Annotated in this window: 19 protein-coding genes and 3 tRNA genes; 10 read left to right on the plus strand and 12 right to left on the minus strand. The window is 70.9% G+C overall.

Annotated features, from left to right (window positions below):
• Positions 1-6: 6 nt before the first annotated feature.
• Genes OG439_RS41840 through OG439_RS41855 form a run of 4 tightly spaced genes read right to left on the minus strand, consistent with a single transcriptional unit; the run spans position 7 to position 4855 of the window.
• Positions 7-867, minus strand: a complete 861-nt coding sequence (locus OG439_RS41840; RefSeq protein ID WP_326945978.1) for a carbohydrate ABC transporter permease — start codon at positions 865-867, stop codon at positions 7-9.
• Complete coding sequence (locus tag OG439_RS41845; RefSeq protein ID WP_326945979.1) at positions 864-1823, minus strand: carbohydrate ABC transporter permease; 960 nt, start codon at positions 1821-1823, stop codon at positions 864-866. The genes OG439_RS41840 and OG439_RS41845 overlap by 4 nt, the downstream gene beginning before the upstream one ends.
• Positions 1820-3175 carry an ABC transporter substrate-binding protein gene (locus OG439_RS41850; RefSeq protein ID WP_326945980.1) on the minus strand — a complete coding sequence of 452 codons (1356 nt, stop codon included), beginning with the start codon at positions 3173-3175 and terminating at the stop codon, positions 1820-1822. The genes OG439_RS41845 and OG439_RS41850 overlap by 4 nt, the downstream gene beginning before the upstream one ends.
• 27 nt (positions 3176-3202) lie before the next feature.
• The gene (locus tag OG439_RS41855) at positions 3203-4855 is read right to left on the minus strand and encodes a glycoside hydrolase family 13 protein (RefSeq protein ID WP_326945981.1); all 1653 of its coding nucleotides are present in this window, start codon (positions 4853-4855) and stop codon (positions 3203-3205) included.
• A gap of 173 nt (positions 4856-5028) precedes the next feature.
• On the opposite strand from OG439_RS41855, the gene OG439_RS41860 reads away from it, so the two are divergent.
• A complete protein-coding gene (locus OG439_RS41860) occupies positions 5029-6048 on the plus strand; it encodes a LacI family DNA-binding transcriptional regulator (RefSeq protein WP_326945982.1) in 1020 nt (339 codons plus the stop codon).
• A gap of 61 nt (positions 6049-6109) precedes the next feature.
• On the opposite strand, the gene lon is transcribed toward OG439_RS41860, so the two are convergent.
• From lon to OG439_RS41880, 4 genes are all read right to left on the minus strand, one after another.
• Positions 6110-8512 carry an endopeptidase La gene (gene lon, locus OG439_RS41865; RefSeq protein WP_326945983.1) on the minus strand — a complete coding sequence of 801 codons (2403 nt, stop codon included), beginning with the start codon at positions 8510-8512 and terminating at the stop codon, positions 6110-6112.
• A gap of 100 nt (positions 8513-8612) precedes the next feature.
• The gene (locus OG439_RS41870; protein WP_326945984.1) at positions 8613-9461 is read right to left on the minus strand and encodes an SAM-dependent methyltransferase; all 849 of its coding nucleotides are present in this window, start codon (positions 9459-9461) and stop codon (positions 8613-8615) included.
• Positions 9458-10309, minus strand: a complete 852-nt coding sequence (locus OG439_RS41875; protein WP_326945985.1) for an SAM-dependent methyltransferase — start codon at positions 10307-10309, stop codon at positions 9458-9460. The genes OG439_RS41870 and OG439_RS41875 overlap by 4 nt, the downstream gene beginning before the upstream one ends.
• Before the next feature lie 72 nt (positions 10310-10381).
• Positions 10382-11320: a GNAT family N-acetyltransferase gene (locus tag OG439_RS41880; protein WP_326945986.1), complete on the minus strand. Its 939-nt coding sequence runs from the start codon at positions 11318-11320 to the stop codon at positions 10382-10384.
• A gap of 240 nt (positions 11321-11560) precedes the next feature.
• Between OG439_RS41880 and OG439_RS41885 the strand changes: the two genes are divergently transcribed.
• The 6 genes from OG439_RS41885 (at position 11561) to OG439_RS41910 (ending at position 15704) form a co-directional block, all read left to right on the plus strand.
• A complete protein-coding gene (locus tag OG439_RS41885) occupies positions 11561-14206 on the plus strand; it encodes a putative bifunctional diguanylate cyclase/phosphodiesterase (protein WP_326945987.1) in 2646 nt (881 codons plus the stop codon).
• An 80-nt stretch (positions 14207-14286) separates the two neighbouring features.
• A tRNA-Thr gene (locus OG439_RS41890) sits at positions 14287-14359 on the plus strand.
• A 131-nt stretch (positions 14360-14490) separates the two neighbouring features.
• Positions 14491-14563 (plus strand) — tRNA-Met (locus OG439_RS41895).
• A gap of 50 nt (positions 14564-14613) precedes the next feature.
• Positions 14614-14778, plus strand: coding sequence for a 50S ribosomal protein L33 (gene rpmG, locus OG439_RS41900; RefSeq protein ID WP_005152047.1), 165 nt, complete (start codon positions 14614-14616; stop codon positions 14776-14778).
• An 81-nt stretch (positions 14779-14859) separates the two neighbouring features.
• On the plus strand, positions 14860-15309 hold the full coding sequence (locus OG439_RS41905) for a MaoC family dehydratase N-terminal domain-containing protein (protein WP_326945988.1): 450 nt from the start codon (positions 14860-14862) through the stop codon (positions 15307-15309).
• Positions 15306-15704 carry a MaoC family dehydratase gene (locus OG439_RS41910; protein WP_247060461.1) on the plus strand — a complete coding sequence of 133 codons (399 nt, stop codon included), beginning with the start codon at positions 15306-15308 and terminating at the stop codon, positions 15702-15704. Before OG439_RS41905 ends, OG439_RS41910 begins: the two co-directional genes overlap by 4 nt.
• 3 nt (positions 15705-15707) lie before the next feature.
• Here OG439_RS41910 and OG439_RS41915 read toward each other — a convergent pair whose 3' ends face one another.
• Genes OG439_RS41915 through OG439_RS41925 form a run of 3 tightly spaced genes read right to left on the minus strand, consistent with a single transcriptional unit; the run spans position 15708 to position 17958 of the window.
• Complete coding sequence (locus OG439_RS41915; RefSeq protein ID WP_326945989.1) at positions 15708-16613, minus strand: SGNH/GDSL hydrolase family protein; 906 nt, start codon at positions 16611-16613, stop codon at positions 15708-15710.
• Positions 16614-16648: 35 nt separating this feature from the next.
• Entirely contained in the window at positions 16649-17611 is a 963-nt protein-coding gene (locus tag OG439_RS41920) for a hypothetical protein (RefSeq protein WP_326945990.1), read from the minus strand.
• Complete coding sequence (locus tag OG439_RS41925) at positions 17608-17958, minus strand: GntR family transcriptional regulator (RefSeq protein ID WP_326945991.1); 351 nt, start codon at positions 17956-17958, stop codon at positions 17608-17610. Before OG439_RS41925 ends, OG439_RS41920 begins: the two co-directional genes overlap by 4 nt.
• A gap of 137 nt (positions 17959-18095) precedes the next feature.
• Between OG439_RS41925 and OG439_RS41930 the strand changes: the two genes are divergently transcribed.
• A complete protein-coding gene (locus tag OG439_RS41930; protein WP_326945992.1) occupies positions 18096-18311 on the plus strand; it encodes a hypothetical protein in 216 nt (71 codons plus the stop codon).
• A gap of 3 nt (positions 18312-18314) precedes the next feature.
• On the opposite strand, the gene OG439_RS41935 is transcribed toward OG439_RS41930, so the two are convergent.
• Positions 18315-19238 carry a TIGR03619 family F420-dependent LLM class oxidoreductase gene (locus tag OG439_RS41935; protein WP_326945993.1) on the minus strand — a complete coding sequence of 308 codons (924 nt, stop codon included), beginning with the start codon at positions 19236-19238 and terminating at the stop codon, positions 18315-18317.
• Positions 19239-19444: 206 nt separating this feature from the next.
• On the opposite strand from OG439_RS41935, the gene OG439_RS41940 reads away from it, so the two are divergent.
• Positions 19445-19517: transfer RNA gene (locus tag OG439_RS41940), tRNA-Trp, on the plus strand.
• Between the two features lie 26 nt (positions 19518-19543).
• Entirely contained in the window at positions 19544-19981 is a 438-nt protein-coding gene (gene secE / locus OG439_RS41945) for a preprotein translocase subunit SecE (RefSeq protein WP_247060469.1), read from the plus strand.
• Positions 19982-20047 lie beyond the last annotated feature (66 nt).

Genomic DNA, 20047 nt, shown 5'->3' on the forward strand with positions numbered 1-20047 from the left:
AGAGAATCAGCCTTTGACGGCTCCGCTCAAGGCGTTGCCGCGCAGGAACATCCGCTGGAACACGAGGAACAGCACGACGGGGATGACCGTCGAAATAGCCAGAGCGGCGAGGAAGACGTCCAGCTCGACGAACTTCTGCAGCGCCGGCAGCCGGACCGAGAGCGGCTGGACCGCCGGGTCGGGCAGCACCAGCATCGGCCACAGGAAGTCCTTCCAGGCGGCCACGATCGCGAACACCGAGACGACGCCGAGGATCGGGCGTGACATCGGCAGCACGACCGACCAGAACAACCTCAGCGGGCCCGCACCGTCGACGCGAGCGGCTTCGAACACCTCACGCGGGAGGTTGTCGAAGAACCGTTGCACGAGAAGGATGTTGAACGCGCTGGCGCCCGAAGGCAGCCAGACCGCCCAGAACGAGTTGATCAGCGAGAAGTCGACCATCGACAGGTACAGCGGCACCAGCAGGACGACGGCCGGCACGAACAACGTCGTCAGGACGACGCCGGTGAGCACGCGCCGGTAGCGCGGCCGCAGCACCGACAGCGCGAACCCGGCCGTCGTCGCGACGATCAGCTGCACCAGCCACGACCCGGCGGCGACCCACACGGTGTTGAGGAAGTACTTGTCGATCTGCACGCGCGTCCACGCCGTCGAGAGGTTGGCGAAGTCGATCCCGTGCGGCCACAAGGCCAGCGGGTCGCGCAGCGTGTCCTGCGTCGGCGTGACCGCCGCCTTCGCCAGCCACAGCATCGGGCCCAGGCCGGCCAGGAACAACGCCGTGAGCAACAAAGCGTGCAGGGTGCGGGTCGTGCGGCGGACGGCGGGCCGCCGCCAGTCCGACGGCGAGAGCAGGGCGCGCGTCATGACTTGCTCCAGGAGCGGGTGAGGCGGAAGTACACGGCGGAGAACAGGCCCAGGACCAGGGCGAGCAGGACGCTCAACGCGGTCGCGGCCCCGTAGTCGCCGCCGAGGCTGTCGGCGAAGGCGTAGTCGTAGACGAGCAGCAGGATCGTGGTCGTCGACCGCGCCGGGCCGCCGCCGGTGAACAGGAACGGCTCGAGGAACACCTGCGCGGTGCCGACGATCTGCAGGATGAACGTGATCAGCAGGACGCCGCGCAGGTGCGGCAGCGTGACGTGCCAGACCTTGCCCCAGACCGACGCGCCGTCGATCTCGGCCGCCTCGTACTGCTCGGGCGGGACACTGGTCAGCGCGGCGAGGTAGATGATGATCGTGGCGCCGGCCGCCGCCCACGTCGCCTCCGCGACCAGCGAGAACATCGCCGTCGACGCCGATTGCAGCCACGGCGCCGGGCTGATCCCGACGGCGCCCAGCACGGTGTTGAACACGCCGTTCGGGCTCGCGTCGTAGAAGAACTTCCACAGCAGCACGGCCACCACCGGCGGGATCACCACCGGCAGGTAGGCCAGCGCGCTGTAGAGGCCCTTCGCCCGGCGGACCTCGCTCATCAGCACCGCGGCGAGGAGCGGGATCGGGTAGCCGAGCAGCAGCGCGAGCACGGCGAACCACAGCGTGTTGCCGACGGCGTTCCACAGCTGCGGGTCGCTGAGCACGGCTTTGTAGTTGTCGAGCCCGACGAACACCGGGTCGGAGACGAGGTTCGTCTGCTGGAAGCTCATCACGACGGCCTGGCCGATCGGCCGCCACGAGAACAGCCCGAACACGGCCAGCATCGGCAGCAGGAACAGGAGCGTGCCGAGGCCGCCGCCGCGCACCCACGTCATCGGGGTGCGCCGGCGGCGGGCCCGGGCCGGCGGGCGCGAGGTCGCCACCGCCGGCCGGGCCGCCGTGAGCGTCACGGCTTGTCCAGCAACGCCTGGGCCTGCGTCTGCGCGTCGGCCAGCAGGGCGGGGATGTCCGCGCCGCGGTCGGTCAGGACCTTCTGCGCCACCGGGTCGAGCAGGCCGTAGACCTGCTGGGTGGACCGCGTCGGCTCCGGGATCAGCGGCTGACCGAACATCTTGTCCGTGTACGGCGTCATCTGCTTCACCGGCACGTTGACGTACTGCGCGATCCAGCCCAGCCGCTGGTCGAAGGTCGCCTTGTCGAACACCGGCAGCTCGGGCGAGCCGACGGCCTCGCCGGAGTCCGCGGTCGCCTTCGCGTCGGCCACCGCCGCGGCCTGGTCGGCCTGCTTGCTCAGGTAGTAGAAGTCGATCCACTTCACGGCCGCGGCCTTGACGGCGTCGTTCGCCTTGGCGTTGACGCCGGCGAGCGTGCCGCCGCCGAGGACACCGGCGTTCGAGCCGTCGAGCGGGAGGGCCGTGACGCCGTAGTCGTCCGCCTTGATCGCGTTCTGCGCCTTCAGCGAGCCGTAGTTGCCGCCGCCGGAGACGTACATCCCGATCCGGCCGGCGGCGAAGTCCTGGTTGATGCCGTTCCAGTCGTAGAGGAAGTTGGCGCCCATGCTGTTGTCGTCCCAGCGCATGGTGTGGATGGTCTGCAGCGCGCGGGCCATCTGCGGCGTGTTCAGCGTGGCCGTCGCCTTGTCGCCGGCCAGCTGCTCGGTGCGGCCGCCGAAGGCGTAGTCGAGCGTGGCGAGGATCCAGCCGCCGGTGTTGTCCGTGGTCAGCTGGGCGTACCCGGCCTGGCCGGTCTTCCCGGCGATCTGCTTCGCGTCCGTGCGGATCTCGTCCCAAGTGGACGGTGGCTTGTCCGGGTCGAGGCCGGCCTGCTTGAACAGCGTCCGGTTGTAGTGCAGCGCCTGGCCGTGGGCGGCGATCGGGACGGCCCACATCTTGCCGTCGTCGGCCGAGCCCGCCTTCGCGACCTCGGGGTTGAACTTCTTCGCGTACGGCAGCTGGTCGACCAGGCCGCTGATGTCGGCGAGCTGACGGCGTTCGATCAGGCCGCGGCCGTCGGTGAACGGCATGGTCAGGACGTCGGGGAGCGTGCCGCCCGCCAGCTGCGCGGTGAACGTCGTCGCGTCCCACTTGAACTCCTGCGGGACCAGGTCGATCTTCGGGTTCGCGGTTTCGAACTGCGTGACCCGGGTGTTGAACGCGGCGACCGCGCCCTGGTCGAGGCCCGGTTCGATGGACACCTTGACGACGGTCTTGCCGTCGGCGGTGGTGGTGTCGTCGCCACCGGAACAGGCGGTCAGCGCGGCGGCGGCGCACAGGCAGACCGCGGCGATCTTCGAGGACTTCATCGTCACTCCTAGCGGTTTCGACGCGGGTTACTGGACTCGCAGCCAGACGGCTGTGTCGGTGGGCAACTGGGCGCCGGCCGGCTCTTCGCTGGCGAGCAGGACTTCGAGGTGGGACGGCAGGTCGATCGGGGTTTCCCCGAAGTTGACCAGGCAGAGCAGGTCGTCGCCACGGCGGAAGGCGAGGACGTCGTCGCCGTCTTCGCCCGCCCAGGCGAACTCCTCCCCACGCAACGCCGGTTCGGCCCGGCGCAGCGCGATCATGGTGCGGTAGAGCGTCAGCATCGACCGCGGATCGCCGTCCTGCCGCTCGACCGAGTAGTCACCCCAGTTCGCCGGCTGGGGGAGCCACGGGGTTCCGGCACCGAACCCGAACGCGCTGTCCGCGTCGGACGTCCAGGGCAGCGGGACGCGGCAGCCGTCGCGGCCGGGGTCGGTGCCGCCGGAGCGGAAGTGCATCGGGTCCTGCAGGACGTCCAGAGGCAGGTCCTCGACCTCGGGCAGGCCCAGCTCGTCACCCTGGTAGACGTACAGCGAGCCGGGCAGGGCTGCCGACAGCAGGGCGGCCGCACGGGCCCGGCGCTGCGCCTTCGCGAGGTCCGTCGGGATGCCGAAGGCCCGGCCCACGAAGCCGAACGAGCTGTCCTCGCGGCCGTAGCGGGTGGCCGCGCGGGTGACGTCGTGGTTGGACAGCACCCACGTCGGCGGCGCGCCGACCGGGCCGTGGGCGTCCAAAGTGGACACGATTGCCGTGCGCAGCTCGCCGGCGTCCCACGGGCGCATCATGAAGTCGAAGTTGAACGCCGTGTGCATCTCGTCCGGCCGCAGGTAGCGGGCGAAGCGGTGCGGGTCGGCCAGCCAGACCTCGCCGACCAGCACCCGCGGCTCGGCGTAGGAGTCGGCGACGGCCCGCCAGCCGCGGTAGATATCGTGGATCTCGTCGCGGTCGACGAACGGGTGCGCGTCCGGCGTCACCTCGTTGGGCAGCATCGGGTCCTTGACCGGCATGGTCGCGGAGTCGATGCGGATGCCCGCGACGCCCCGGTCGAACCAGAAGCGCAGCACGCGCTCGTGCTCGGCGCGGACGTCCGGGTGGTTCCAGTTGAGGTCCGGCTGCTCGGGCGCGAACAGGTGCAGGTACCAGTCGCCGGGCGTGCCGTCCGGGTTCGTGGTGCGGGTCCAGGTGCCGCCGGAGAAGCTGGACTCCCAGTCCGTCGGCGGCCGTTCGCCGTGCTCGCCGCGGCCCGGGCGGAACCAGAACCGTTGGCGCTCCGGCGATCCCGGCCCGGCGGCCAGTGCGGCCCGGAACCACTCGTGCTGGTCCGAGACGTGGTTGGGGACGATGTCCACAATGGTCTTGATGCCCAGCCCGGCGGCTTCGGCGATCAGCTGTTCGGCCTCGTCGAGGGTGCCGAACGCCGGGTCGATGACGCGGTAGTCGGCGACGTCGTAACCGCCGTCGGCCAGCGGCGAGGAGTACCAGGGCGTGAACCAGATGGCGTCCACGCCGAGGCGTTTCAGGTGGGGCAGGCGGGCGCGGACGCCGGCGAGGTCACCGGTGCCGTCGCCGTTCCCGTCGGCGAAACTGCGGGGGTAGATCTGGTAGATGACGGCACCGCGCCACCACGGTGCCGCCTGCTCGGCGGGTGTGGTCAGCGGGCTGGTCGAGAGGTCGGTGGTCACGGGACTCCCGTTCTGGCTCAACGGTTTCCGGAGCGCGGCGAAGGGTGCGGACCCAGGTCCGCGGCGATTAGGTTTAGCGCTATACCTCGATAGACGGTAATGTCGTCCCCGGCCGCTTGTCAACGGCCGGTCCCGTAACCTTGGGGCCCGGGGTGAGCGAGAGGAGTCCGAGGGTGCGCGTCACGCTGCGGGAGGTCGCCGAGCAGGCGGGCGTGAGCATGATGACCGTGTCGAACGTGATGAACGGCAACCGCGCGCGCGTCTCACCCGGGACCATCGAGAAGGTCCAGCGCATCGCGGCCGAGCTCGGCTACGTCCCGAGCGCGTCGGCCCGCAGCCTCGCGACGAAGGCGTCGCGGCTGGTCGGCCTGCTGGTGCCGGCCGCCGACGAGGACAGCCTGATGATCAGCCCGCACACCATGGCGATCGTCGGCCTGATCGAGCGCGAGCTGCGCAAGTACGGCTACCACCTGCTGCTGCGCGGCGTCGCCCACCCGGACGAGGTCGCCGAGGCCCTGCGGTCGTGGAGCCTCGACGGCGCGATCCTGCTGGGCTTCCTCGACGAGGAGGTCGGCAACCTGACGAAGAAGACGATCGGCGCGGTCCACGTCGTCGCGATCGACAGCTACTCGGCGAACCGCCTGACGACAGGCACGCGCTCGGACGACTTCGCGGGCGCCCGCCTAGCGGCCCGGCACCTGCTGGACCTCGGCCACCGCCGGATCCTGTTCGCCGCCCCCGCGTTCAGCGGCGTAGGCGTGGTCCACGAACGCTTCGAGGGCTTCTGCCAGGCGTTCGCGGACGCCGGCGTCACCCGGCCGGACCTGGTGGAGACGGTCAACACGACATACGCCGAAGGCCACGACCTGGGCCTGGGTTTGACTGACCGCCACCCGGGCATGACGGCGTTGTTCGCAACGGCGGACATCCTCGCGGTCGGCATCGTCCACGGCCTGACCGAGGCGGGCGCACGCGTCCCGGAGGACATCTCGGTGGTCGGCTTCGACGACCTCGACCTGTGCAACTACGTGACGCCGAAGCTGACGACGGTGTCGCAGGACATCGCCCGCAAGGCATCGACGGCGGTGTCCATCCTGATGGACTCGATCGAGAAGAGCGAACGCCCGAAGCACCCGGTGACGATCGACGTCTCACTGGTCGAACGCGAGTCGACCGCCCCGGTCCGGACATAGGGAAACGGCCGGTTTCCCTTGGGGGACAGGGAAACCGGCCGTTCTGTGGCGGCGTTCGGGGTTACGCCGCCTGGGCGACCGGCGTCGAAGCCGGCGTCAGGGCGAGGTCGAGGACCTCGCGGACGTTCGCCACCGCGTGGACGTCCAGCTGGGACAGCACCTCGGCCGGGACGTCGTCCAGGTCCGGCTCGTTGCGCTGCGGGATGATCACCGTCTTCATCCCCGCGCGGTGGGCCGCCAGCAGCTTTTGCTTGACGCCGCCGATCGGGAGGACGCGGCCGGTCAGGGACACCTCGCCGGTCATCGCGACGTCCGCCTTCACCACGCGGCCCGAGAGCAGCGACGCCAGCGCCGTCGTCATCGTGACGCCCGCGCTCGGCCCGTCCTTCGGGACCGCGCCGGCCGGCACGTGGACGTGGATGCCGCGGTTCTTCAGGTCACCGACCGGCAGTTCCAGCTCCGCGCCGTGCGAGCGCAGGTAGGACAGCGCGATCTGGACGGACTCCTTCATCACGTCGCCGAGCTGGCCGGTCAGCTGCAGCCCGGACGCGCCGGACTCCTGGTCCGCCAGCGACGCCTCGATGTAGAGGACGTCACCGCCGGCCCCCGTCACAGCCAAGCCCGTGGCCACGCCCGGGGTCGCGGTCCGCTGGGTCGACGCGGGCAGCGACGACTCCGGCAGGTGGCGCGGCCGGCCGAGGTAATCCGGCAGGTCGGCATCGTCGATCGTGAGCGGCAGGGTGGCCTGGTCGAGCGCCACCTTCGTCGCGATCTTGCGCAGCACCTTCGCGATCGTGCGGTTCGCGGCGCGCACACCCGCCTCGCGGGTGTACTCGGCGGCGATCCGGCTGAACGCGGCGTCGGTCAGCGCGACGTCGTCCGTGCTCAGGCCGGCGCGCTCCAGCTCGCGCGGGAGCAGGTGGTCGCGGGCGATGGTGACCTTCTCGTGCTCGGTGTAGCCGTCCAGCGTCACCAGTTCCATCCGGTCCAGCAGCGGGCCGGGGATGGTCTCCAGGGCGTTGGCCGTCGCCAGGAACACGACGTCGGACAGGTCCAGCTCGACCTCGAGGTAGTGGTCGCGGAACGTGTGGTTCTGTTCCGGGTCCAGCACTTCGAGCAGCGCCGCGGTCGGGTCGCCGCGGTAGTCGGCGCCGATCTTGTCGATCTCGTCGAGCAGCACGACCGGGTTCATCGAGCCGGCTTCCTTGATGGCGCGGACGATCCGGCCGGGTAGCGCGCCGACGTAGGTGCGGCGGTGGCCGCGGATCTCCGCCTCGTCGCGGATGCCGCCGAGGGCGACCCGGACGAACTTGCGGCCCATGGCCTTCGCGACGGACTCACCCAGCGACGTCTTGCCGACCCCGGGAGGGCCCGCGAGGGCGAGCACCGCGCCGGAACGACGTCCGCCGACCGGGCCGAGACCCGACTCCGCGCGACGCTTCCGGACGGCCAAGTACTCGATGATGCGTTCCTTGACGTCGTCCAGGCCCGCGTGGTCCGCGTCCAAGACGGCACGCGCGGCCGCGATGTCGTAGACGTCCTCGGTGCGCTCGTTCCAGGGCAGCTCCAGGACGGTGTCCAGCCAGGTGCGGATCCAGCCGCCCTCGGGGGACTGCTCGGACGTCCGGTCCAGCTTGTCCACCTCGGCCAGCGCGGCCTTCTTCACGGCGTCGGGCAGCTCGGCGCCTTCGACGCGGGCGCGGTAGTCCGTGTCGTCGGTGCTGCCGTCGAGCTCGCCCAGCTCCTTGCGGATCGCTTCGAGCTGGCGGCGCAGCAGGAACTCCTTCTGCTGCTTCTCCATGCCTTCGGAGACGTCCTTGCGGATCGTGTCGGTGACCTCGAGCTCGGCCAGGTGCTCCTTGCTCCACTCGAGCGCCTTCTCCAGGCGGGCGGTGACGTCGAGCGTGGTGAGCAGCTCGACCTTCTGGTCGGTGTCCAGGTACGGCGCGTTGCCGGACAGGTCGGCGACCGCGGACGGGTCCTCGACCTGCTGGACGGCGTCGATCAGCTGCCAGCCGCCGCGCTGCTGGAGGATCGAGATGACGACGGCCTTGTACTCGGCCGCGAGCTTCGCGGTCTGGTCGCCGGTGGTTTCGGGGGCGTCCTCGGCGTGCACCCAGCGGGCGGCACCGGGGCCGTCGGCCATCCGGCCGACGAGCGCGCGGGCGGTGCCGCGCAGCAGGACGGCGGCCTTGCCACCGGGCACGCGCCCGATGCGCTCGACGGTCGCGACGGTGCCGTACTCGGCGTACTCACCGTGGACGCGCGGCACGATCAGGACTTCGGCCTTGGCGGTGCCGGTCGACCGGATGCCGGGGAAGGACGCCTGGCTGGGCGTGCCGGCTTGGGCGGACTCCACCGCGGCCCGCGTCTCGGTGTCGGTGAGGTCGAGCGGGACGACCATGCCCGGCAGCACGACGTCGTCATCGAGCGGGAGCACGGGCAGGAGGCGGGTGTCGGACATGTGCACTCCTCGGGTAGTTGAGTCTGCCTTGCTCAACTCTCCGATGGGTGTGTTTGTTTCCGATGGTGCGTTCGCCCACAGCGATCAGGGAAAGCGCAGGTCAGAGGCTTGGGCGGCGTGCGACCGCGCACCAGGCGAAGGGCCGCGTCTCCAGATCCAGCACCGTCGGACGCTCGTCGGGGCGCCAGTCCGGCAACGATGTCATCCCCGGCGGCAAGAGCGGCCAGCCGCCGAACCAGGGGAGCAGTTCTTCCGCCGTGCGCAGCCACGCGGGGTTCGTCGTGGCGCGGTAGGCGTCGATGAATCGTTTCACCTCGGCCGCGCGGGCCGGTGGGGCGTCGTCGCGGCAGGTGCCGTGCGTCAGCGCCAGCCAGCTGCCCGGCGCCAGCTTCGCGCGGTACGTCGCCATCAGGCCGTCGGGGTCGTCGGACGGGCCGACGAAGTGCATCACCGTGATCATCAGCAGGCACACCGGCCGCGACCAGTCGATCAGGTCCGACACGACGTCGTCCGCGAAGATCTCCACGGGCCGACGGATGTCGCGCTCGACCAGGCCCGCCCAGTCCGTCGCGTCTTCCTTCTCCAGGATCAGCCGGGAATGCGCGGCCGCCACCGGCTCGTAGTCGACGTAGACCACCGACGCGCGTTCGCCGTCGGGCAGCAGCTCCCGGACGATCTCGTGCACGTTGCCCGCGGTGGGCACACCGGAGCCGAGGTCGACGAACTGGCGGACGCCGGCGTCCATCGCGGCCGAGACGACGCGGTTCATGAACGCCCGGTTCTGCCGCGAGATCGGCCGGATCAGCGGCCACACCTTCTCCACGCGGCGGCCGAACTCGCGGTCGACCGCCCAGTGGTGGTTGCCGCCGAGGTACCAGTCGTAGACGCGCGCGGCGGACGGCTTCTCCGTGTCCACCCCGGCGGGTGCGATCGGCGCGTTTTCGCTCATCCGAGCGGCTTCTCCGCGATACCGCACCACGCGTACGGGCGGGCTTCGGCTTCCAGGACGTTCAGCTTCCGGTCGGGCCGCCAGTCCGGCAGGTGCACGACGCCCGGTTCCAGGATCGGCCAGTCGCCGAACAGCGGCACGATCTCCTCGCGGGTGCGCAGCCACACCGGGTTGCTCGTCTTCCGGTACTGCTCGACGAACCACCTCAGCCCGGCCAGCGACTCGCCTTCGCCGTCACCCTCGCTCATCTGCGAGATCGCCAGCCAGCTGCCCGGCGCGAGCGCGTCGCGGTACGCCTTGAGCAGGCCGTGCGGGTCGTCGTCCGGGCCGACGAAGTGCAGCACCGCCATCATCAGCACGCAGGCCGGCTTCGAGAAGTCGATGAGCCGCTTCGTCTCTTCGGCGCGCAGCACGGCTTTGGCGTCGCGCATGTCGGCCTGGACGATGCCGGCCCAGTCGGTCGCCGCCTCCTCTTCGAGGATGAGCGTCGCGTGGGCGACGGCTACCGGCTCGTAGTCGACGTAGACGACCGTCGCGTCGTGCTCGTCCGGCAGCTCGGCCTCGACGACCTCGTGGACGTTGCCGGCCGTGGGGACACCGGAGCCGAGGTCGACGAACTGGCGGATCCCGGCCTTGAGCGCCGCGCGCACGGCGCGGTTCATGAACTCGCGGTTCTGCTTGGAGCCGGGGCGCACGAGCGGCCACTGCTGTTCGACGCGCCGCCCGAACTCGCGGTCCACGGCCCAGTTCTGGGTACCGCCGAGGTACCAGTCGTAGATCCGGGCCGCGGACGGCTTCTCCGTGTCGACGCCCTCGGGTGCTCTGGGCGCGGCGTCCCGCTCGTTCACTTCGGCTCCCCATCCCTCGAGTCCTGGCGCCAGCCTATAAGGACGGAGTGCGACCGGTAATCCGCCAGTAGTTCACCGAACGGCTGGGCGACGCTGCCAATACGTCCACAGCGGCCGGTAGCCCTGGGCGTACCAGAACGGCGTCGAAAGCGGGTTCGCCGCGGCGTGGTGCAGCAGGACGACGTCGGTGCCCTCCTCGTCGAGCACCTGGTGGGCGTGGGCCGACAGCGCGGTACCGACACCGGAGGACCGCGCCGCCTCGGCGACGGCCAAGGACGACAGGTAGCCGACGCGCTCGGCCTTGACGCGGTCGCTGATCCAGCCGGTCTCGCCCGGGTGCTGGACGTTCACCATGCCGAGCGCCCGGCCGTACAGCTCGGCGATCCACAACGGCGGTTCCGGCCGGTTGAGCTGCTCGGCGAGGTCCTTGGCCAGGATGTCCTCGACGCCCGAGCGCAGGTTCACCGTGCCGTACTGGGCGTCGAAGGAGTGCAGCTCCATCCCCAGCGCCACCGCGGTGTCGAGGTCACCGGGCTCGGCCCGGCGGATCTTGACGCCCGGGGTGCCGCGCGGGCCCTCCGGGATCATCCGGTCGGCCGGGCGGACCGCGACCACGCGCAGCGGCGCGAAGCCGTGGTGCAGCATTTCGCGCGTGCCGGCGGCGTCCCGGCTGGCGCGCGGGAGGACCGCGGCGGTCTCGGTGTCGCCCGGTTCGGCGACCGCGCGCAGATGTTCATCCCATCGGGTGAGGAGGGCGTCGAGCGCGGCGGCCGGCTGCGGACCCGCCAGCTGGAGGTCGAGGCGGTGCTCGGTGAGCGCGCGCCACGGCGCGTTGGGGGCGTCGCGGTCCACCTGGACGCGGGACGCGCGCCCGGTGGCGGCCGAGTCGCCGAGGTCGACGTCCAGCACCACCGCGTTTTCGGTGCTCTCGAAGGGGGAGGAGCCGGGGAGGAGGGGGTCCACCGCCGCGAGCCGCGTCGCGTGCTCGGTGGCAATCACATCGCTGTGCATGGGGCACATTGAAGCGCTAACCGGCCCGGAATGCGTAGAGGGTGCCTCGGGGATAGGGGATACCTGATGTTTCACCCCTTGGTCCACGCAGGTCAGCGCTATCGAGGCATTGTTAACCCTGGGGTGATCTCCTACTGTCTCGAAAGGGACATGAGTACGCCCTACGGGGTACGGTATGGCCCTTGTCCACACCTGACGTCACGGATCAGGACCGGTGGGCAATCCGGGAGGGAAGAACGGATGCCGGAGACCAACGCGCACGGCGACGCCGTGGCGCAGCCCGGGCCGGGCGGTCCCGCGACCGCGCCGCTCCCCGTGGCCTCCGCCGAGGCACGGACCGACGAACGCCGGTTCCGCGCCTACACCTTCGCGGTACTGAGCCTGGGACTCGTCGCCGCGTTCGCGGTCGGCTCGTGGCTGCCGTTCCACTGGGACAGCAAGCTGCTGTGGATCGGCCCGGTCCTCGCGGTCGCGTTCCTGCTCGCCGAGCAGCTCGGCATCAATGTCGACGTCCGCAGCGGCATCTCGTGGACCATCTCCTTCACCGAGATCCCGCTCGTCATCGGCTTCTTCATCGCGCCGTTCGAGGTCGTGCTGGCCGCGCACCTGGTCGCGGGCATCGGCACGCTGCTCGCGCGGAAGGTCGCCGGCCGCGTCCTCTACAACGCGGGCGCGTTCCTGCTCGAGATCACCGGCGCCTTCGCGGTCGCCGGCCTGGTGAAGGTCGCCGTCGGCGCCGGTGCGGGCAGCGAGATCCCGTGGGTCGCCGCGCTCGCCGGCACGCTGACCGCGCCGCTCGTCAGCACGCTGCTCGCGCTGGCCGCGGTGCGCGTGCTGCGCCGCCGGATGCGCGTGAGCACCGCCGTCCGGCTCACCGCACGGATCCTGGTCGTCGGGTTCGTCAACGCGTCGGTCGGCCTCTCCGGTTACCTCGTCATCTCGAACACGCCCAAGGCGTGGCCGCTGGTGCTCGCCGTCTTCCTCGGCCTCACCGCGCTGTACTGGGCCTACTCCGACCTGCTGCGCGAGCAGCGGGACATGGAGGCGCTCTCGGACGTCAGCCTGATGGTCGCCCGCTCCGGCCAGCAGGCCGCGGCGCGCCCGGCCAGCCGCGCGGACGAGCTCGTCGGCGGCGTCGACGTCCGCGAGTGGGCGACGATCGCCGAGCGCATCAAGGACCAGCTCGCCGCCGGCCGCGTCGTGCTGCGGCTGCGGCTGGAGCCGAAGGACACCATGCGCGTGGTCGTCGCGGGCGACGACCTGCCGGCCGCCGACCCGGGTGCCGACGACCCGCTGCTGCGCCTGCCCGGCGCGCACGTCCGGCACTTCCGGATCACCGAGGCCAACCCCGACGTCCGCGCGGCGCTGCTCGACCGCGGCGCGCAGGAGGCGCTCGTCGTCCCGCTGCGCAGCGCGAACCAGCTGCTCGGCGTCGTCGAGGCGCACGACCGGTTGTCCCGCTGGCGCGGTTTCGGCAAGTACGACGTCCAGCTGCTCGGCACGATGGCCAGCCACCTCGCGACGTCGCTGGACAACCGGCGGCTGCTCGCGACCCTGCGCCACGACGCCTACCACGACCCGCTCACCGGGCACCTCAACCGGCCGGGCTTCCGGCAGGTGGCGAAGGAACCGTTGCGGGACTTCGCGAACGCCGTCGTGCTGCGGATCGACCTCGACGTCTTCTCGACCGTCTCCGACGCGCTGGGCTACGCCTGGGCCGACCGGATGGTCATCGCCGCCGGCCGCCGCATCCGCGACGCGCTCGGCCCCGACGTCCCGCTGGCCCGGCTCGAAGGCGCGTCGTTCGCGGCGCTGCTCGTCGGCACCCCGCCCGAGGACGCCCACCAGGCGGCCGAGCGACTGCGCGAAGAGCTGTCCGCGCCGTACCCGGTGGACCGGCTTTCGGTCGAGGCCAACGCGATGATCGGCTACGCGACGACGTCCGCGGAGGAAACCGGCGACGCCGTCGACATCGAAGGCCTGCTGCAGCGCGCCGACGTCGCTGTTCGCGCTACCAAGGGCGGTGAGGAGGTCCGCGGCTACGTGCCGAGCATGGGCCAGATCTTCCTGCGCCGCTTCCAGATGGTCACGCAGTTCCGGCAGTCCCTCGAAGACGGCCAGGTCAGCGTCCACTACCAGCCGAAGATCACCCTGCCGAACCGGCAGGTGGCCGGCGTCGAGGCGCTGGTCCGCTGGGTGCACCCGGAGTTCGGCCGGCTCGGCCCGGACGAGTTCGTCCCGGCCATCGAGGCGGCCGGCCTGATCGGCGTGCTGACGTCGTTCGTGCTCGGCGAGGCGCTGAAGCGCTGCCGCAAGTGGCTCGACGAGGGCCTGCGGATCTCGGTGGCGGTCAACCTGTCGGTGCGCAACCTGGCCGACGAGGACTTCCCGAACAAGGTGGCCCGCGAGCTGGACCGCGTCGGCATCCCGCCCGAGCTGCTGACGTTCGAGCTGACCGAGTCCGGCGTGATGTCCGACCCGCAGAAGGCGCTGCCGATCCTGCGCGAGCTGCACTCGCTGGGCATCACGCTCGCGGTGGACGACTTCGGCACCGGTTACTCGTCGCTGGCCTACCTGCGGCAGCTGCCGGTGGACCAGGTCAAGATCGACAAGAGCTTCGTCCTCGGCATGGGCACCGACCTCGGCGACCTGGCCGTGGTGCGCTCGATCGTCGAGCTGGGCCACTCGCTGGGCCTGACGGTGGTCGCGGAAGGCGTCGAAGAGGACGTCGCGCGCGACCAGCTCGAGGCGATGGGCTGTGACGTCGCGCAGGGCTACCTCATCTCGCGGCCGCTGCCGGAGGACCGCCTGGAGGCGTGGCTGCAGGCCCGCACCGCGCGCTCGCCGGGGCGGCACTCGGAGACCGTCCTGACCCTGCTGACCTGAGGTTTTGCACTAACGGGACCCCGGTTGCACAGCCGGGTGACGGGACTTGGTAATCTTTCCAAGTCCTCGCGAGAGGCCAGGCCCCTTTAGCTCAGTCGGCAGAGCGTCTCCATGGTAAGGAGAAGGTCTACGGTTCGATTCCGTAAAGGGGCTCCGCGATCAGGCGAGCTATGCTCGGAGAAATCCCGAGCCTGGCTCGCTTCGCGGTGTCCATCTGGGGGTCGAACCCCCAGACCCCCGCCAAGGGGCTACGCCCCCTGGACCCCCGGGGTTGGGCATGTCAGGGCGGTGTAGCTCAGTTGGCAGAGCAAGCGGCTCATAATCGCTGTGTCGCCGGTTCAAGTCCGGCCACCGCTACGCGGTAACGACTGGGGCTCGCCCCGGGACCTGAGAGAGAAGGAAACGCTGTGGCTGCCACCGACGTGCGACCCAAGATCACGCTGGCGTGCGAAGAGTGCAAGCACCGCAACTACATCACCAAGAAGAACCGGCGCAACAACCCGGATCGCCTGGAGATGAAGAAGTTCTGCCCGAACTGCGGTACGCACCGGACGCACAAGGAAACCCGCTGACCGCGTAGCGCGTTCGCACCAGCTTCGAAGAGCCGCCCTGGATCACCGGGGCGGCTCTTTGCTGTTGGTAGCCTCGTCGGCGTGCCCTTGGACGAGTCGTTCACCGGACGGGTTTACCCGCCGCAGACCAGCTACGAAGTGAGCCGGGAGAAGATCCGGGAGTTCGCCGACGCGATCGGTGACCAGAACCCGGTCTACCGGGACCCGGAGGCCGCGCGCGCCGCCGGCCACCCGGACGTCATCGCGCCCCCGACGTTCCTCACGATCATCAACCTCGCCTCGATCAACTCGATCGTCACCGACCCCGAGCTCGGCCTCGACTACTCGCGGATGGTGCACGGCGACCAGCAGTTCTCCTACAGCCGCCCGGCACACGCCGGGGACACGCTGCTGCTGACGACGCACATCGACCGGATCATGGCCCGGGCCGGCAACGACTTCATCAACCTGCGCGCCGAGATCACCGACAGCGCCGGCGCGCACATCGCCACCACGCGCGCGCAGCTCGTGGTGCGGGGGGAGGCCGCGTGAACGTCGGCGACGAACTGCCCGCCCTCGAAGTCCGGATCACCCGCGACCAGCTGGTCCGCTACGCCGGCGCGGCGCTCGACTTCAACCCGATCCACTGGAACGAGGCGTTCGCGAAGGACGTCGGCCTCCCCGACGTCATCGCGCACGGCATGCTCACGATGGCCGTGTCCGGCCGCGTGGTGACGGACTGGCTCGGCGACCCGGGCCGACTGGTCGACTTCAGCGCCCGCTTCACGCGCCCGGTGGTCGTCCCGAACACCCCGGAAGGCGCGCTGGTGGAGATCACCGGCAAGGTCGGCGCGCTGCAGGACGACGGCATCGCCCGCATCGACCTCGTGGTGAAGTCCGACGGCAAGACCGTGCTGGGCAAGCCGCAGGTCCTTGTGCGCGTCTGACCGCTAAGGCAGCTTCAGCAGGGTCACCACGACGTCGGCCATGCCCTGCTCGCCGCGCGCGTTGGGGTGCATCGGCACGGCGGGCGAGGCCGGCAGCAGGCCCTCCACCCAGCGCTTGTCCGAGTCGGCGCACACATCGTGGCCCTTGCCCGGCGTCGCGGTGTCGGCGAAGCCCGCGCGGTGGGACTTCGCTTGGTCCTCGAGCATCGAGTTCAGGTCGGCGAGCCCGTCGCGGAAGTACGCGACGTCGCCCGAGCCGAACGGCAGCACGGGCCAGCAGCCGTCGCCGTCCGGGAGGACCGTGGGGTAGCCGACCACGATCACCTTCGCCTGCGGCGCCTTCGCGTGGATCTTGTCGAGCACCGCGCCCACCTTGGGCGCGGTGCTCGCGATCCGCTCGGCGATCTGGTCGTGCCCGCCCGCGGTCAGCTTGTCCTTGCAGGGTGACGCCGACGGGTGCGCCGTCGCGCAGGACGGCGCGATCCCCAGGAAGCCGACGTCGTTGCCGCCGATGCCGAGCGTCACCAGCGTGGTCTTCCCGTTGACGGCGTCCAGCTGGGGCGGGTTCGAGCCGTTCGACGTCTTCTGCGTGCTGCTCAGGCTCGCGGTCGTCGCGCCGCCGCAGCTGACGTCGGCGAACTCGGCCGGCTTTACCTTCGCTGTCACGAGGTGCGGGTAGTTGTCGTCCGTGCGCTCGCAGCCCGCCGGCTGGCCTGCTTGCCCGCCGGTGCGCGGCGAAGACGTGTACGAGTCCCCCAGGGCCACGTAGCGGCCGCTGCCGCCGCCGGTGTCCGCGCCGTCCGGGGGCGCCGCGGACGAGCCGTGCTGCCACTTGTAGTACCCGAAGATCAGCAACCCGACCACGAGCACGACCACGAGGCAGCCGCCCCCACCGCTCTTTTTCGCCACTCGTCCGTTTCTACCGGCCGCCGTCGCCGGTGCACCTAGTCAATCCGGGTGACGCCTTGGGCGATCAGGTCGTTCACCAGGCCGGCGCCGGTCTCCGGATCGTCGACGCTCACCAGCACGGTCCGGCCGTTCGCCAAGGTCAGCTCCAGCGCCGGGCCGCCGCGCACCTTGTACGCCGTCGTGCCGGTGACCGCGTTGAAGCGCAGGCCGAGCCCGCCGTCGCCGAACGTCGTCAGCTCGCGCACGGTGGCCTCGCGGATGTCGCTCAGCTCGAGGTGCCGCCACGGGAAGCCGATGAGGCCGAAGCGGATCGTCACGCCCGTGCCGTCCACCTTCGCCCGCAGCCGGTAGGTCAACGCCGCGACCACCGCGCCGACGAAGCCGATCCAGACGGCCGTCGGCCACGGGAGCCCGGCGGGCAGGAACGCGATCGCGCCGGGGATCGCCAGCAGCGCCCAGAGCATCGCCGGGTTCGCCGCGCGGCCCGACCAGAACGCCCGCTGCCCCGGCCGGAGCCCGACGCTCGGCCGGTTCGCGCCGGTCCGGTGCTCGCGAGCCGGCGCGGGCAGGCCGCCGATGAACCCGGCCACGACGCCGAGCCCGGCCACGCCCAGCAGGAAGAGCAGGACCAAGGCGCCCCCTCGTGCCGCGTGCCAGTCCGGCGCGTCGAGGTTCAGCACGAGCGTCGAAACCAGGACGGCGGACGGCATCGCGGCGAGCCCGGCGCCCATCCCGACGGCCAGGCGCGGCAGCGGGCGGCCGTTGCGCAGCGCGACGACGGCGATGACGACCACGACCGCGGTCACGACCACGCCGAGCGCCAGGCACACGGTGACGAACAGCCCGAGGGAGCTCGCGTTGTCCGGCCCGTCGTTCCAGTGCGTCGCGATGGGGTCGGGCAGCCGGTCCGCCCACGCGTTCGCGAGCACGGCGACGACGGCCAGGACCGCGCCCGGCAGCACGGCCGTCGCGATCAGGACCCGGATCAGCTTGGTCATGAGTACTTCTCCTTGATCACCCCGGTGAGCTCGTCCAGGCCGACGCCCGCACGCTTCGCCTCGTCGACCACGGCCGCGACCAGCTCGGTGAGCCGGGCCCGCGACGGCGCACCGCCGAGCACCACGGCACCACGCCGTCTTCGCAGGTCGATGAGGCCTTCGTCGCGCAGCAGCGCGTACGCCCGCAGCACGGTGTGGACGTTGATCTCGAGCGACGTCGCCAGCTCGCGGGCCGGCGGCAGCTGGTCGCCCTGCGCCGGGCTGCCCGCGGCGAGGGCGCGGCGGAGGGAACCCGCCACCTGTTCGAAGAGCGGGACGGTCGAACTCGGATCGATCCGTACGAGCATAGTTCTAACTGTACTAGAACTAACTGGCCTTTGGGTGGGTGAACCTGAACGAGGGATCGACACTTGCGTGCGACGAGGATCACAGCGAGGGTGGGCCCCGCTGAACAAGTCGAACCGAGGAAAGGCAGGCAAGCGCTGTGGCCCTGAACCTGAACAAGCTCGTCGACAAGGCTTACGAGGACAAGTCGATCAAGGAGCTGCTGGACGCCCCGCCGTCCGCGCTCGAGGGGCTCACGCCGAAGCACGACGAGCTGCTCGCCGAGCTGAAGATCAAGACGATCCGCGACCTCGCGAACTGGAAGTTCGCGGCCAAGGCGCAGGCGCTCGCCACGCTCGCCGACAGCGAGGCCTGAGGCTCAGCCGGCCAGTTCGCCGGCCAGCTCCAGTGCGTGGTCGACGTCCTTCGCGACGTAGTGCAGGTCGACCAGCACCTCCGTGATGCCCTCTTCGCGGGCCACGTCCAGGCACGGCAGGACGTCCGCGACCGACTCGACCCCGGTGCCCGCGCGCGGGTTGATCCGCAGTACCCGCCGCAGGGTGCCGGGGTCCCGGCCGGCTTTTTCGGCCGTTTCGAGCGCCACCGTCCAGAGGGCTTTGAGGTACTGCCGGGGCATCCAGCCGGCCAGCCAGCCGTCCGCGCGGCGGCCGATGCGGGCCAGCGCCGGTGGCGCGAAGCCACCGAGCAGCACCGGTGGCCGCGGATCCTGCGCCGGGCGCAGGCCGACCGTCGACGGCGCGATCCGCCATTGCGGGCCCTCGTGCGCCACCGGGTCACCGGTCCAGATCGCGTCGAGCGCGTCGAGCACCGCGTCGAGCCGCTCGCCCCGGCCCGCCCACGGCACGCCCGTCGCGAAGTACTCCTCGCGCAGCCAACCGAGTCCGAAGCCGACGTCCAGCCGTCCCGCGCTGGCGAGGTCGAGCGAGGTCAGCGCCCTGGCGAGCAGGACGGGGGAATAGACCGGGCCGGTCAGGGCGCTCATGCCCAAGCGGACCGTGTCCGTCACCGCTGCCGCCGTCGCCAGCGTCGTGAACGGGTCGGCGAAGGTCTTGAACTCCTCCGGGTACGGGTGCTCCGGCGTTCCGCCGCCCGGGTAGAGATCGGACGGCTCGAGCGGCGTCAGGATCCGGTCGCCGACCCACAGCGAGCCGAAGCCGAGTTCCTCCGCGGCGACGGCGAAGCGCGCGACGGCGGCGGGATCGGCGAGGGCGCCGTACTGGGGCAGGGCGAGCCCGAGTCGCGTCCCGCTCACCGGTGAGCGGGACTCCGGGTTGCTCGTCATGGCGGACATCCTGGCATGATCACCAGGTCGGCGGGGAGTTTCCCGCAGGCCGACCGGGGTTCGGCGGTCGCTCGGGGGGCGCGGTTGCGGACTCTCCCAGGGGTTGCCGTAGACTTCGGGACTTGGAAAGCACTACGGTCATCCCCGCCTGGATGGTGGGGATGCTGGAAGGCGTCCACGGGGGCCCCGAGCGATCGGGACCTCACAGGGGTGTAGCTCAATTGGCAGAGCAGCGGTCTCCAAAACCGCAGGTTGCAGGTTCAAGTCCTGTCACCCCTGCGTAACGGAACTGGTGGAGCGAAGGAGTGGTCGTGAGCGACAGCGACGCCAGCGGCGGCGAGCAGGAGCAGGACGGCACCGGGTCGAAGCCCGAGAGCCAGTCCCGCCCGGTCACAGCCGCTGCCAGGCGTGAACGCCGCGCGACCGCTCGTCCGGCGGGCAAGTCCGCGGCACGTGCGGACGACAAGGCGCGGCCGGCCGGGAAGTCGGGGGAGAAGTCCGCCGACGCGAAGGGCGCTCCGACCCCGAAGCGGGACCAGAAGCCGAAGAAGGCCTCCGTGTTCGCGCGGCTGGTGCGCTTCGTCCGCGAGGTGTGGGCGGAACTGCGCAAGGTCATCTGGCCGAACCGCAAGCAGATGGTCACCTACACCGCGGTCGTGCTGGTCTTCGTGGTGTTCATGGTGGCCCTGGTGAGTGGCCTGGACCTGCTGTTCAAGTGGGGCATCGGCCACGTATTCGGCTGACGCGGCCCCGGCGCGCGCCGATGGGGCTCCAGGTCCCGGCCTGACCCCGGCAATGATCAACTGAGA

It is taken from the genome of Amycolatopsis sp. NBC_01307 (genome assembly GCF_035975215.1).
Lineage (GTDB): Bacteria > Actinomycetota > Actinomycetes > Mycobacteriales > Pseudonocardiaceae > Amycolatopsis.

What these genes read in the sequence shown, in the direction of transcription:
- OG439_RS41840 (WP_326945978.1), bottom strand. Translation starts at nt 867, where the DNA reads ATGACGCGCGCCCTGCTCTCGCCGTCGGACTGGCGGCGGCCCGCCGTC.
- OG439_RS41850 (WP_326945980.1), bottom strand. Translation starts at nt 3,175, where the DNA reads ATGAAGTCCTCGAAGATCGCCGCGGTCTGCCTGTGCGCCGCCGCCGCG.
- lon (WP_326945983.1), bottom strand. Translation starts at nt 8,512, where the DNA reads ATGTCCGACACCCGCCTCCTGCCCGTGCTCCCGCTCGATGACGACGTC.
- OG439_RS41870 (WP_326945984.1), bottom strand. Translation starts at nt 9,461, where the DNA reads ATGAGCGAAAACGCGCCGATCGCACCCGCCGGGGTGGACACGGAGAAG.
- OG439_RS41880 (WP_326945986.1), bottom strand. Translation starts at nt 11,320, where the DNA reads ATGCACAGCGATGTGATTGCCACCGAGCACGCGACGCGGCTCGCGGCG.
- OG439_RS41885 (WP_326945987.1), top strand. Translation starts at nt 11,561, where the DNA reads ATGCCGGAGACCAACGCGCACGGCGACGCCGTGGCGCAGCCCGGGCCG.
- OG439_RS41920 (WP_326945990.1), bottom strand. Translation starts at nt 17,611, where the DNA reads ATGACCAAGCTGATCCGGGTCCTGATCGCGACGGCCGTGCTGCCGGGC.
- OG439_RS41925 (WP_326945991.1), bottom strand. Translation starts at nt 17,958, where the DNA reads ATGCTCGTACGGATCGATCCGAGTTCGACCGTCCCGCTCTTCGAACAG.
- OG439_RS41935 (WP_326945993.1), bottom strand. Translation starts at nt 19,238, where the DNA reads ATGACGAGCAACCCGGAGTCCCGCTCACCGGTGAGCGGGACGCGACTC.